Below are 13,781 nucleotides of genomic sequence, written 5' to 3'. Positions count from 1 at the left end.
CTTGTGCTTTTTAGTGCTGAGAATTACAGCACAGCAACGATGGCTTCACACAGTGGTGCCATGTTGTCTGGCGTCATACCTGCAACGTTAACTCGGCCAGAGTTCACCGCATACACGCCGAACTCATCACGCAGGCGTAGCACTTGATCTTTGGTCAGGCCGCTGAACGAGAACATACCGTTCTGGTTGATGATAAAGCTAAAGTCCTGCTCGGCACCTTTCTCTTTCAAGGTATTCACAAACAACTGACGCATACGGTGAATACGTTGACGCATATCAGTCAGCTCTTGTTCCCACAGTGTACGCAGGGCGTCGTTGCTCAGGATAGTAGCAACCACCGCAGCACCGTGTGACGGTGGGTTAGAGTAGTTGGCACGAATCACAGCTTTTACTTGGCTGAAGGCGCGATCAACGGTTTCTTTATCGGCGGCAACGATAGTGCAAGCACCGACACGTTCGTTATACAGACCGAAGTTCTTCGAGTAGGAACTGGCGACGATCAGTTCTTTATGAGTGGCAGCGAAAATGCGCAGGCCTTCAGCATCTTCTTCCAAGCCGCGAGCAAAACCTTGGTAAGCGAAGTCGAACAACGGCAGCCAACCTTTAGCAACTGACAACTCAGCCAGTTTAGCCCATTGCTCAGCGGTAGGATCAATACCGGTAGGGTTATGGCAGCAACCGTGGAATACCACCACATCACCCGCTTCGGCTTTGCTCAGGCTGCCCAGTAGGCCGTCGAAGTCCATGGCATGGTTAGCGGCATCATAGTAGTCATATTCCACTACTTCCAAACCGGCAGCATTGAAAACGTTTTTATGGTTTGGCCAGCTTGGATTGCTAACCCAGACACGTTTGGCGCTGGTTTGTTTGGCGATAAAGTCAGCGGCCACACGCAAGGCGCCGGTACCACCAGGAGTTTGTGCGGTGTGGGCACGTTGATCGGCAATGATTGGGCTGCCTTTACCAAACAGCAGCACTTGGGTGCAGGTGGCGAACGCAGGAATACCATCTATACCGAGATAGTTTTTGGTGGTTTCATTTTCCAGCAGATATTGTTCAGCTTTTTTTACGCTGGTCAGTACCGGTGTTTTACCGGTTTCATCTTTATAAACACCGATGCCCAAATTGATTTTAGTCGGGCGAGCGTCCGCGCGGAAAATGTCAGCAAGACCCAGAATAGGGTCAGCAGGTGCAGCAGTGATTTTTTCAAACATGTCAGGTGCTTCCATGGCTTAGAGTTAAGCATACGGGAACATCAGGGTAGCGCCAGTTATGCACTTTGCCAACCGTTTGCGAGAAAAACACATCGATCTTGTGATGGCGGCATAAACAGCACAAAAAATGACGGAGAAAGGAGAATTGACAGGATAAAAACTGGGTTTGGCAGCAGAAACAAAAACAGAGCCGAAGCCCTGTTTTTTAACTCATCCGACAGCGAACTGTCGTTAAGCGTAACAACTTAGAACTGGTAAACCAGACCAACAGCTACGATATCGTCAGTTGCAACGCCAGCAGCTTTGGTGAAGTCGTTGTCGTCCAACAGGTTGATTTTGTAATCAACATAGGTAGACATGTTTTTGTTGAAGTAGTAAGTAGTACCAACAGAAACGTATTTCACCAAGTCAGCATCGCCACCAGCGTAGGTTGCGCCGTTGCCAGCCAGTGCACCCAGTTCTTTACCTTTGGATTGCAGGTAAGAAACTTCTGGACGCAGACCGAAGTCGAACTGGTACTGAGCAGTGACTTCAAAGTTCTGAGTTTTGTTAGCGATGTAGCTGCTGGTGTCGCCGAATGGAGTCATGTTACGAGTTTCGGAGTACATGGCTGCCAAGTAGACGTTGTTGGCGTCGTATTTCGCACCAACGGTCCATGCATCGGCTTTGTCACCACCAGCAGTAGTGCTGGTAGTTTGCAGATCGGTACGGTCAGAAGATGAGTATGCAGCACCGATGCTTGCACCTGAATCTAGGATGTCATAAGTAGAAGACAGACCCCAGCCGTCACCGTTAGAGCGTTTCAGATCGCTGTTACGCTCATTTTTACCTTGGTATTGAGCTGCGAAGTTCAGGCCATCAACCAGACCGAAGAAACCGTTGTTACGGTAGGTCGCCACGCCAGTGGTACGACCGGTCATGAAGTTGTCAGAGTTGGTGTAGCTGTCGCCACCGAACTCTGGCAGCATATCGGTCCAGCCTTCCACGTCGTACAGTACGCCGTAGTTACGACCGTAGTCGAAGGAACCGTAGTCACCGAATTTCAGACCAGCAAAGCCCAGACGGGTTTTGTTACCGCTTTGAGCATCAGCACCGCCTTCGGTGTTGTTAGCTTGGATGTTGTATTCCCACTGGCCGTAACCGGTCAGTTGGTCAGTAATCTGAGTTTCACCTTTGAAACCAAAACGAACATAAGACTGATCGCCGTCAGAGCCTTTGTCGTCAGAGAAGTAGTGCAGACCGTCAACTTTACCGTACAGATCCAGTTTGTTGCCGTCTTTGTTATAGATTTCTGCTGCATTTGCTGCACCAGCCGCTAACAGAGCTGGAATTACCACTGCAAGAATATTGCGCTTCATCATTTTTTATTACCCTCATTGGTTTTATTCGGACACCTTGCCACTGCCTGCAACAATTCTTTTGGAACTATTGTCGAAAGTTTGGTGTCGTCCTGTGTCTGCACGCAGTGTTCCATTCACGGGCGGGTTAATCTAGAACGAAAATGCTACCAATGTCGCAATCGAGTTTCAAAAGGAAACTAGTTGTAACAAAATGATAATGAAATGGAACTTTGTGACCTGGGTCAATAATAAAAAATGCGAAAGGCCAGCTTAGCTGGCCTTTAATTTGTAAGAAAACTGATTAAAAAATGATTAATCTGATTAATTAGAAACTTGCGTTACGTGGTGTACGAGGGAATGGAATCACGTCACGGACGTTTTGTACCCCGGTGACGTAGGCGACTAAACGTTCAAAGCCCAGACCGAAACCAGAGTGTGGCACGGTGCCGTAACGACGCAGGTCGCGGTACCACCAGTAATCTTCTTTATTCAGCCCCATTTCTTCCAGACGTTTATCCAGCATATCCAGGCGCTCTTCACGCTGAGAGCCCCCGATGATTTCGCCAATACCTGGAGCCAGAACATCCATCGCCGCTACGGTTTTACCATCTTCGTTCATGCGCATGTAGAAGGCTTTGATGTCTTTCGGATAGTTTTTTACCACCACTGGTGCTTTGAAATGTTTCTCTGCTAGATAGCGCTCATGCTCGGAAGACAAATCGGCTCCCCAATAAACCGGGTTCTCGAAGGTTTGACCGGAAGCTACCAGGATTTCAACCGCATCGGTGTAATCCACTTGAGCGAAATCAGAAGAAACAAAACGTTGCAGACGGTCAACGGCATCTTTATCTACGCGCTCGGCGAAGAATTTCATATCGTCGGCACGTTCGTTCAACACCGCTTGGAAAGCGTACTTCAGCATACGTTCAGCTAAGCCTGCGACATCATCCAAGGTTGCGAACGCCACTTCAGGCTCGAGCATCCAGAACTCCGCCAGGTGACGACTGGTGTTGGAGTTTTCAGCACGGAAGGTTGGGCCGAAGGTGTAAACTTTTGACAGTGCACAGGCGTAGGTTTCACCGTTCAACTGGCCGGAAACAGTCAGGAAGGCTTCTTTACCGAAGAAATCTTGGCTGAAATCAACAGCGCCTTTATCGTCACGCGGCAGGTTTTCCATATCTAGCGTCGAAACGCGGAACATCTCACCAGCACCTTCGGTATCTGAAGCGGTGATCAACGGCGTGGAAACCCAGAAGTAGCCTTCTTCGTGGAAGAAGCGATGAAGTGCCTGAGCCAGTGTATGACGCACGCGAGCAACCGCACCGATCATGTTAGTACGCGGACGCAGGTGGGCGACTTCGCGTAGATACTCGATGCTATGACGCTTGGCGGCCATTGGGTAAGTATCGGGATCATCTACCCAACCGACAACTTTCACCAGAGTCGCTTGCAGTTCAAAGCTCTGACCTTCGCCCGGTGATGCGACGACTTTACCGGTGACTTCGACTGAACAGCCGGTAGTCAGGCGCAGCACTTCGTCCTGGTAATTCGGTAGAGAATTATTAACGACGGCCTGTAACGGATCAAAGCAGGAACCGTCATAGACGGCGAGGAAGGAGATACCCGCTTTTGAATCTCTCCGGGTACGTACCCAACCGCGAACGGTGACTTCACTGTCAACCGCGGCACGGCCTTGTAGCACGTCGCATACAGGCACTACGCTCATAGATTTCTCTCTTTAATTAATTTGGTGAAGAAATAACTCAATTCCCAAGAAAATGGGGCTATTGCTATGTTACTTGCCGCGGTGCAGAGCACAAGCAGAAATCGCCAGATTGGTGCAACATTTCTTGCCGGAAAAGGAAAAAACGTTGCTCTATATATAAGGAAGTAAAAGGCAAGGAGGAAAAAAGCAAGGAGAGGAAAAGCCAGCATGAAAAATTCACCTGGCTTTTGGTTTTAACTGGCCTTTTTTACCAACGGTAACGCAAAGGCTTTACGTAAGGCGGTAACGAAAGCTTGATCCTGACAGATGGTTTTCCCCGGACTGTCGGAAAGCTTGGCCACTGGTTTTCCTTTGCACTCGACCAGTTTAATCACGATATTCAGTGGGTTGACGCCTGGAATATCGCAAGTCAGGCGTGTACCGATACCGAAACTCAAATTGATACGTTGATAAAAATGGCGATACAGCGCTAATGCTTTATCCAGATCCAAGTTATCGGAGAACACCAGCGTTTTGCTCATCGGATCGATGCCGAGCTTTTGATAGTGAACAATCGCTTTCTCACCCCATTCGAACGGATCGCCAGAATCATGGCGCAATCCTTGATAGCGCTGAGCAAACTGTGAACCAAAATCGCGCAGGAAGGCGTCCATGGTGATGCAATCGGTCAGGGCGATACCTAATTGATCTGGGTATTCATCTAACCAAGCCTGCAAAGCGGCACGTTGGCTATTCGCCAGTACAGGGCTGATTTGCTGATGGGCTTGGAACCACTCATGCGCCTGCGTGCCAACCGGAGTGAGTTCTAGACGATGCGCTAGATCGTAGTTGCTGGTGCCGGCTAAATAAGGGAATTCATCTTTTAATGTGCTGACGATGGTTTGTTGTACATCGTGAGAGAAACGACGGCGTGTACCGAAGTCCATCAATTTGAAACGGGAAAGATCCACATCGGCGGCGCTCTGCTTGAACAGCGCCAATTTACTGCGCAACTGAGCAGCAGCGATTTCTGGTGTGACTTCCGGTGAACGATGGCGATGTACCACTTCACTGATCACGGCCAGCAATGGCACTTCCCACATAATCACCTCGCGCCAAGCACCAACAATACGGATCTGTAATTGGCCGGTCTGGTTGGTGATGCTGACTTGCTGCGGATCGTAACGGAAGTCACGCAGCCAGTTGAGGTAATCCTGATGGAAGAAAGGCAAGCCTGAGAGATATTGGAACTCAGATGCAGTCAGCGCCAACTCGCTCATCAGTGCGACTTGCTCACGGATCTCATCGGCATATTCACCCAACAATTCATCACTACGGCAACGGAACTCCGCTGCAACAGTAATTGCAGGATAACGATGGAACACTGCTTGCTGCATATGAAGCTTATAGGCATCAGTATCAAGCAGTGAGGTCAAAATCGGGGAAGCGTATTGAGTCATATCGCGTTACAGCATCCTCGTCGGGCGCGTGTCCAATCCGGGTAAAATCATAAAAAGTGCGGGGAGTATACCCGGAATATCCTGTTATTGAAGCCTCATCACAGCATAAATCGCAAGAATGGGTCGAGGGCGAAAAGTGCCTTGTGATGAGTGAGAGGGCGGTGATGCAGATAAAAGCCTGATAAACCAGTCAGGTGCGTCGCTTAGGCTTTTTAGTTATAGAAATTATGCTGTTAATTATATTAAACAAACTCAGAGGAAACCGGCAGGGGTGTAAATGCTCACCCGGTCTTTCCCGCTCTTTTTACAGAAATAGAGTGCGTCATCGGCCTGTTTGATCGCCGCCTGTAATTGTTTAAATGCATTAACTACCGCAACTCCCACGCTGATAGTAAAGCGTACTTGCTGTTCGTCAGCTAAAGGTAGATTGATCTGATTCACTTGTTGTCGCAATTCTTCCATCACATGACGTGCATTTTCTGGCGTGCAGCCCCTCAAAATAACAGCGAATTCTTCACCACCATAACGGCAAAAAATGTCGTCGGTGCGAAGTGTTTTACGCAGCAAGTGGCTGAAGGCCACTAGCACGCGATCGCCAATATCATGCCCGTAGGTGTCATTTAATACTTTGAAGTTATCGATATCGATCAAGCAAACCACCAGCGGATAGCTGTTGTTATCAAGTGCTTCATACTCGCGGAAGAATTTACGGCGATTATAAATATTGGTAAGAGGATCGAGGAATGAGGATGCCTCGAGCTCCTTAATCAGTTGGTGTTTTTCATTCTCCAATACCCCCTTTTCCTGCTGGTATTGTTTGAGTTGTTTGATAGCGTCACTGATCGCCATTAATTCTTGGTTGTAGAGCTCCTCGTGGTTATCGATATTCATATCTCCACGAGATAACCGTAGGATATTACTCTGTGTTTTAGTCAACCATCGACTCATGTTTGAACTGAAGCTCAGAGATGGCAGCAGGATAAATAGGGCAATAAGGAAAGCCAGCGCGATCATGCCGTCAATCTCGGTTTGACTAGTGTAGATTTTTTGTTGCGACGCAATTGCCTCTAGCTCAAAACTACGTTGATACAGAGATTGAGATAGCTGGCTGAGATCCTTGATATAGTGGTAAACGAAATCTGAATGATATTCAGCTTGGTGAGTAATGGCGTTGTAAAGTTCAGCAACGATGTGATCGGTTTGTGACTTGGAAACTTGCTCAAGTAACTGGTTGACGATGCTTGTTGTTTCGACATCGTTATAAGCCAACTTCATAAACGTCAAACGGGTGTTCAACGCACTGAGTATTCCGGTGAGTTGGATCGCTCTGAGGTAGGAGTCTTTACGCACCTGATTGTTTAACTTAACATCAATAATCTGATCGATCAGTTCAGTTAATGACATATTTAGTCGATTATTTAAGCGGATAGCTTCCAAAAATAAAAACGAATCGGCATTTAACATTCGAGTATCATAGGTATAACGGTAAAAACTTTTGCTGGTTTGATATATATAATAAGCACTGTTGATGTTAAACAAATTGGCATTGCTGTTTGTCAGGTGGGAGAGTTGCAAATTATCATTGTCTAATAACTTATCCATCTGTTTTAACATGGAAAGCATAGCAATTTTTTGCCGCACTCCTAGCTGACGAGAAATGTCACTGTCGATGTGAGGTCGGAGCTGCGCGAGCTTGGTTCTGGCGAGTTGATCGACCTGTGCCAGTTGCGTCTGAGTAATACTATGATTAATCAAACTAAGACGTTTAATGCGATGCGCATACAGGGTGGCCTGGAATGCTTCAGATAACTCTTTGGTTCGCTGAATTTTGTACAGGTTCAAGCGACTTTCGTGATAACTACGCTGTGCTTTGATTAATCCGCTGGAAAGAAATATCGAGAAAGATAACATTAAGGAAAATGTAAAAAAATAAATAAGATACTTTATCTTCATGTTGCTATTTTCCTCAATATAATCACCGGGCGATTATATCACCTGAACTCTACAGCTGTCGTAATCTAATTATAACTTCTAAACCTGTGGCTATTTTTAACTTTATTGATATAACGGCTAATTGATTGAATAACGTTTAGTGCTAAATGCTGTATATGCAATTTTATTTAGTTGAACCTGCTATTGTTTGCTCATCCTGAATCGCAACTTTTCGACCGGCCTCTAATTTTTTCAGTTACCTGTCATGTCAGTCCCTAGGCTTTTGCCGTAGCTGTGATACAGTTTATTTACAATTGGCTCCGTAGGGATTGCTGCGCTTTACCCGATGTTGCCCGGATGGTCTGCTGTAGACCAGATACCTGTAACTCACTGAGACGTCAAAGGGTTTTTATGACACAACAGCCACAGGCGAAGTATCGCCACGATTACCGCGCGCCGGATTACACCATTACTGATATTGATCTCAATTTCGTCTTGGACGCAAAAACCACACGTGTGACCGCAACGAGTCAGATCAAACGTCAAGGGGTGGCCGGAGCTGAAGCTCCACTGATTTTAGACGGGGAAGATCTGACCCTAGTCAGTGTGTTGGTTGGTGGGCAACCGTGGAGCGCCTATCGTCAGCAGGATAACCAGCTTATTATTGAGGGAATCCCGGCACAATTCACCTTAACTATCGTGAACGATATTCATCCGGCAAAAAACAGCGCGTTGGAAGGGTTGTATCTGTCTGGTGAGGCGCTTTGCACCCAGTGTGAAGCCGAAGGTTTCCGTCATATCACTTATTACCTCGACCGCCCTGATGTTTTGGCGCGTTTTACTACCCGCATTGAGGCTGATAAGAAAGACTATCCGTTCTTGTTATCAAACGGTAACCGCGTGGCACAAGGTGAATTGGAAAATGGTCGTCATTGGGTGCAGTGGCAAGATCCCTTCCCGAAACCGAGCTACCTGTTTGCACTGGTAGCAGGGGACTTTGATGTCCTGCGCGATAGTTTTATCACGCGTTCAGGTCGTGAAGTTGCATTGGAGTTGTTTGTTGATCGTGGCAATCTGGATCGTGCCGACTGGGCGATGACTTCGTTGAAGAACTCGATGAAGTGGGACGAAACCCGCTTTGGTCTGGAATACGATCTCGACATTTATATGATCGTTGCCGTTGATTTTTTCAATATGGGCGCGATGGAGAACAAAGGGTTAAATATCTTTAACTCCAAATACGTGTTGGCGAAGGCTGAAACCGCCACCGATAAAGATTACCTGAATATTGAAGCCGTAATTGGTCACGAATACTTCCATAACTGGACAGGCAACCGTGTGACCTGCCGCGACTGGTTCCAACTCAGCTTGAAAGAAGGGTTGACGGTATTTCGCGATCAAGAATTCAGCTCCGATCTTGGTTCTCGTCCGGTAAACCGTATCGATAACGTGCGTGTCATGCGTGGTGCGCAGTTTGCTGAAGATGCCAGCCCGATGGCACATGCTATTCGCCCAGATAAAGTGATCGAAATGAACAACTTCTATACCCTGACGGTGTACGAAAAAGGTTCTGAAGTGATCCGCATGATGCACACTTTGCTGGGAGAAGAGAATTTCCAGAAAGGGATGCAGTTGTACTTCGAACGTCACGATGGCAGCGCTGCCACCTGTGATGATTTTGTCCAGGCGATGGAAGATGCTTCCAATGTCGACCTGTCGTTATTCCGTCGTTGGTACAGCCAATCCGGTACACCGCTGCTGACCGTGCGTGATGAATACGATGCCGAGAAACAACAGTATCGTCTGCATGTCAGTCAAAAGACGGCACCAACGGCCGATCAAAAAGACAAACTGCCACTGCATATTCCGCTGGATATTGAACTGTACGATCATGAAGGTAACGTGATTCCGTTGCAGAGAGAGGGATCGTCGGTCAATAACGTATTGAACGTTACCGAAGCTGAGCAGGTTTTTGTCTTTGACGCGGTGCCACATCAACCAACGCCTTCATTACTGCGTGAGTTCTCGGCACCGGTAAAACTGGATTATCCGTATAGCGATAAGCAACTGACTTTCCTGATGCAACATGCTCGCAACGAGTTTGCCCGTTGGGATGCCGCGCAGATCTTGTTGGCGACTTATATCAAGCTGAATGTTGCCAAGCACCAGCAAAAACAACCGTTGTCGCTACCGCTACATGTGGTGGATGCGTTCCGTGCGGTGTTGTTGGATGAACAACTGGATCCGGCATTGGCAGCACAGATCCTGACGTTGCCATCTGAAAACGAAATTGCCGAACTGTTTACTACTATCGATCCAGAAGCGATCGCGGCGGTACATGAATCCATCACCCGTTGTTTGGCTACGGAAATGATCGATGAGTGGTTGGCGGTATATCATGCTAATAAAACAGAAGGTTATCGTGTTGAGCATGGTGATATTGGCAAGCGTGATTTGCGTAATACCTGTTTGCATTACTTGGCGTTTGGCGATGCCGAACAAGCCGAAAAATTGGTGCGTAAGCAGTTCAAGCAAGCCGATAACATGACTGACTCGCTGGCGGCGCTAGCTGCGGCAGTGGGCGCGGTGCTTCCTTGTCGCGATGAATTGATGACGGCCTTTGATGAGCGCTGGCATCAGGATGGTCTGGTGATGGATAAATGGTTTATCTTGCAGGCCACCAGCCCAGCGGCGGATGTATTGAGTAAGGTGCGTAGTTTGTTGCAACATCGCTCATTTAGCCTAAGCAACCCGAACCGTACTCGTTCACTGATCGGTGGTTTTGCTTCGGCTAACCCGGCGGCATTCCATGCTGCAGACGGTAGCGGCTACCAGTTTTTGGTCGAGATCCTGAGTGATCTCAACACCCGCAACCCACAAGTGGCTGCGCGCTTGATTGAACCGTTAATTCGTCTGAAACGTTACGATGCATCACGTCAGGCATTGATGCGTAAAGCGCTGGAACAGTTGAAAGGGCTGGAAAATCTGTCTGGTGACTTGTTTGAGAAGATCACTAAGGCGTTAGACGCTTAAAACTCGTGGGGCTTGGTGCAATGCCAAGCCCTAGATTTGTCTTCCTTTCTATGTCTTTTTCTCCCATAAAGAAAACGATTGCGTGAAAAGTGCATTTTTTGTTTTTAATCAATTCCAATTAGGGCAGGGATCCCGGATAATACGCCCCCGGTCTGCAATTATATGCCTACGGTACAACATGCCTGCGGTATAACCGGGAAATCAGGAGAGTACATGTATTACCCCCTCGTTAGAAAAGCACTGTTTCAGCTCGATCCAGAGCGTGCGCATGAATTGACCTTCCAGCAACTTAGCCGTGTGACCGGCACACCATTGGAATTCTTAGTTCGCCAGTCAGTCCCGACTAAACCGGTAACCTGCATGGGGCTGTCATTTAAAAACCCATTAGGTTTGGCTGCGGGGCTGGATAAAGATGGCGATTGCATCGATGCATTTGGCGCAATGGGATTCGGCTTTATCGAAGTAGGGACTGTGACGCCGCGCCCACAATCGGGTAATGACAAACCGCGCTTGTTCCGCATTGTCGAAGCCGAGGGGCTGATTAACCGCATGGGCTTTAATAACCGTGGTGTGGATAATCTGGTTGAAAACGTTAAAAAATCCCGTTTTGGTGGCATCTTGGGGATTAATATCGGTAAGAATAAAGATACCCCGGTTGAACAAGGGAAAGACGATTATTTAGTCTGCATGGATAAAATTTATCCTTATGCCGGTTATATTGCGATTAACATTTCTTCACCTAATACGCCGGGACTTCGTTCTTTACAGTATGGCGAAGCATTAGACGATCTGTTGGCCGCGATTAAAAATAAGCAGACGGAATTACATGCCCGTCATCATAAATATGTACCAGTGGCTGTAAAGATCGCGCCGGATCTTTCAGAGGAAGAATTGATCCAAATTGCCGATAGTTTGATCCGCCATAATATTGACGGGGTTATTGCGACTAATACCACTTTGGATCGTAAATTAGTGCAGGGATTAAATTACTGTGAGCAAATGGGGGGGTTAAGTGGTCGTCCATTACAGTCACGCAGTACCGAAGTAATCCAACGTTTATCCCATGAGCTACAAGGGCGGTTGCCGATTATTGGTGTGGGTGGTATTGATTCACTGACGGCGGCACGAGAGAAAATAGCTGCGGGTGCTTCATTAGTGCAAATTTATTCCGGCTTTATCTATCATGGCCCACGTCTGATTAAAGATATCGTTACTCATATCTAAGAATTTCCTTTCTTTTTCCGGTCGGGGGCTTTATTTCTGCCCCCACCTCGTCTATATTTTGCTCATAGCTGAAGACTGTTCGCGGAATTATCCGATTTTTACACGGCAGGAGCGGTGATAAAATCATCTCTTGGGTAAATACGGCGTTGGCACGGGTAGTGAGATAAGGATAAAACATGAAGATAAAACCTGACGATAATTGGCGTTGGTATTTTGACGCCGAACACGATCGCTTAATGCTCGATCTAGCTAATGGTACTCTCTTCCGTTCGCGTTTTCCTGCCAAAATGTTAACGCCAGACGCATTTACTGAATGTGCTTTTTGCGTTGACGATGCCGCGCTTTATTTTAATTACGATGAACAATGCAAACAGATAAAGCTCAGCCATGAACAACGTGCTGAACTGGTATTAAATGCGCTGGTGGCATTTCGCTTCCTAAAACCCTTGATGCCAAAAAGTTGGCACTTTGCTCAACAACATTATCCGTTGCAACCCAAAAATGGTGAGTTGGCGGCGGTGAAAGTGATGGAGTGTGGCAGCGAGGCACGTTTGCTGGTGGTAGAGGCCGGTGATAACGCGAGTCTATGCTTGCTGGCGCAAAATCAGTTAATGGTAGCTGGGCGTACTATGGTGCTTGGTGATGCGATCAAGGTTATGCATGATCGTCTGAAACCTTGTGCAATAGACGATCTATCTGCCCCGGCTTACGACAGGGCAGTGTAATTACTTCAGCGTTAAATGGCTTTTCGGAATACAACTGCACGCAAGGATAGTGCCGTTATCTGCGATCGCGCTTTGTTTTAGCGCAGCCACCTCACCACTGACCAATGTCATCCGGCAACTGCCACAAATTCCGGCACGGCAAGAATAAGGAATGCGGATGCCTTGTTGTTCCAGTTGCTCCAGCAAGATCTGCTGATTATTCCCGGTAAATACCTTTCCCTGAAAATCAATATTGACGCTATGTTCGCTGTCTTGTGGAGCGGCAACGCTTTCTACCACTTTACCTGCGCTATAGGGACGTGGAGGTTTGTTTGATAACACTTCTACCGTATCGCCAACGCGAATAATCCCGCTGCTACGTGCAATCATATTCTGACCGAAATCGATATCACCATTTTCAGCGGTACGGAATTTTTGCAGCGTATTTAAGGGCTCACCACTGGGGTGTTTGCGACCGCGTTCGGTGCTCACGGTGGTCAGTATGCAACGGCTGCAAGGTTTTACCAGATCAAACATCAGGTTACCGACGCGGATCACCTGCCAGCCATCTTCTGCCCAAGCCGAAGCACCTGTTACCACCAAATTAGGGCGGAATTGCTCGATTTTAATACTGCCGGGGCAGCGTTGTTGTAAATCGTTGAATGAAGCTTCGTTGATCAGCAAGAAAGGATAACCGTCGGCAAAGGTCAATGGGATTTCCGGGTGTTTCTTCACGCGGCGGGTTAATTCTGGCCCCAACCAACGTAATTGCACTTCGCGTTGGAAATAACCACTCAACCAAGTATTGATTTCTTGCGGCGCGATTAACGCGGTGAAGTGATTGCCCCACACTTCGGTTGGCTGAGCCACGGCGGCAAAATCGCTGAAACGAATACTGGCGCTTTCGCCATCTGGCGCGGTCAGGAATAAACCCTCCGCCAGCAAAGCTGGAGTAAACAACACCATTTGCGGATATTGGCGCGCAGTAATAAAGGTGCCATCCGGTTCGGTGATCATAAAATTACGATCGAATGCTAAGCCGCTACTGGCAACTTGAGCATGAGAAAGCTGCAAACCGCGTAGTGATTTGACCGGATGAACGAACAATCGGGAAAGCGTAATCACTCCGAGACTCCGTGCAATCATGAAATAGAAGAGAGCAACTTTAT

General features: G+C 47.6%; 9 protein-coding genes. 3 read left to right on the top strand and 6 right to left on the bottom strand.

Features of this window, described 5'->3' with window-relative positions; all coding sequences use genetic code 11:
* Positions 1-23 precede the first annotated feature (23 nt).
* The 5 genes from AC3ISQ_RS13575 to AC3ISQ_RS13555 all read right to left on the bottom strand — a co-directional run bounded on the left by AC3ISQ_RS13575 (position 24) and on the right by AC3ISQ_RS13555 (position 7,672).
* Complete coding sequence (locus tag AC3ISQ_RS13575) at positions 24-1,214, bottom strand: amino acid aminotransferase (protein WP_489347267.1); 1,191 nt, start codon at positions 1,212-1,214, stop codon at positions 24-26.
* A gap of 245 nt (positions 1,215-1,459) precedes the next feature.
* The gene (gene ompC / locus AC3ISQ_RS13570; RefSeq protein ID WP_489347265.1) at positions 1,460-2,575 is read right to left on the bottom strand and encodes a porin OmpC; all 1,116 of its coding nucleotides are present in this window, start codon (positions 2,573-2,575) and stop codon (positions 1,460-1,462) included.
* 304 nt (positions 2,576-2,879) lie between these two features.
* Positions 2,880-4,280: an asparagine--tRNA ligase gene (asnS, locus tag AC3ISQ_RS13565; RefSeq protein WP_489347263.1), complete on the bottom strand. Its 1,401-nt coding sequence runs from the start codon at positions 4,278-4,280 to the stop codon at positions 2,880-2,882.
* 233 nt (positions 4,281-4,513) lie between these two features.
* On the bottom strand, positions 4,514-5,719 hold the full coding sequence (pncB, locus tag AC3ISQ_RS13560) for a nicotinate phosphoribosyltransferase (protein ID WP_489347262.1): 1,206 nt from the start codon (positions 5,717-5,719) through the stop codon (positions 4,514-4,516).
* Between the two features lie 252 nt (positions 5,720-5,971).
* Positions 5,972-7,672, bottom strand: a complete 1,701-nt coding sequence (locus AC3ISQ_RS13555; RefSeq protein ID WP_489347260.1) for a GGDEF domain-containing protein — start codon at positions 7,670-7,672, stop codon at positions 5,972-5,974.
* 390 nt (positions 7,673-8,062) lie between these two features.
* Here AC3ISQ_RS13555 and pepN point away from each other — a divergent pair, with 390 nt between their 5' ends.
* From pepN to AC3ISQ_RS13540, 3 genes are all read left to right on the top strand, one after another.
* Positions 8,063-10,684 (top strand): aminopeptidase N, encoded by a 2,622-nt coding sequence (pepN, locus tag AC3ISQ_RS13550; protein WP_489347258.1) that lies wholly within the window; start codon positions 8,063-8,065, stop codon positions 10,682-10,684.
* 213 nt (positions 10,685-10,897) lie between these two features.
* A complete protein-coding gene (gene pyrD / locus AC3ISQ_RS13545; protein WP_489347256.1) occupies positions 10,898-11,908 on the top strand; it encodes a quinone-dependent dihydroorotate dehydrogenase in 1,011 nt (336 codons plus the stop codon).
* 176 nt (positions 11,909-12,084) lie between these two features.
* On the top strand, positions 12,085-12,633 hold the full coding sequence (locus AC3ISQ_RS13540) for a cell division protein ZapC (RefSeq protein ID WP_489347254.1): 549 nt from the start codon (positions 12,085-12,087) through the stop codon (positions 12,631-12,633).
* Here the strand turns inward: AC3ISQ_RS13540 and AC3ISQ_RS13535 are convergent, their stop codons facing one another.
* The gene (locus AC3ISQ_RS13535; RefSeq protein ID WP_489347252.1) at positions 12,634-13,737 is read right to left on the bottom strand and encodes a YcbX family protein; all 1,104 of its coding nucleotides are present in this window, start codon (positions 13,735-13,737) and stop codon (positions 12,634-12,636) included. It abuts the gene before it with no gap.
* Positions 13,738-13,781: the final 44 nt, after the last annotated feature.

This window comes from Serratia sp. KH_031 (assembly GCF_057839655.1).
Note: the sequence above shows the minus strand (reverse complement) of the source record. Positions and strands in the feature narration are given on the sequence as shown.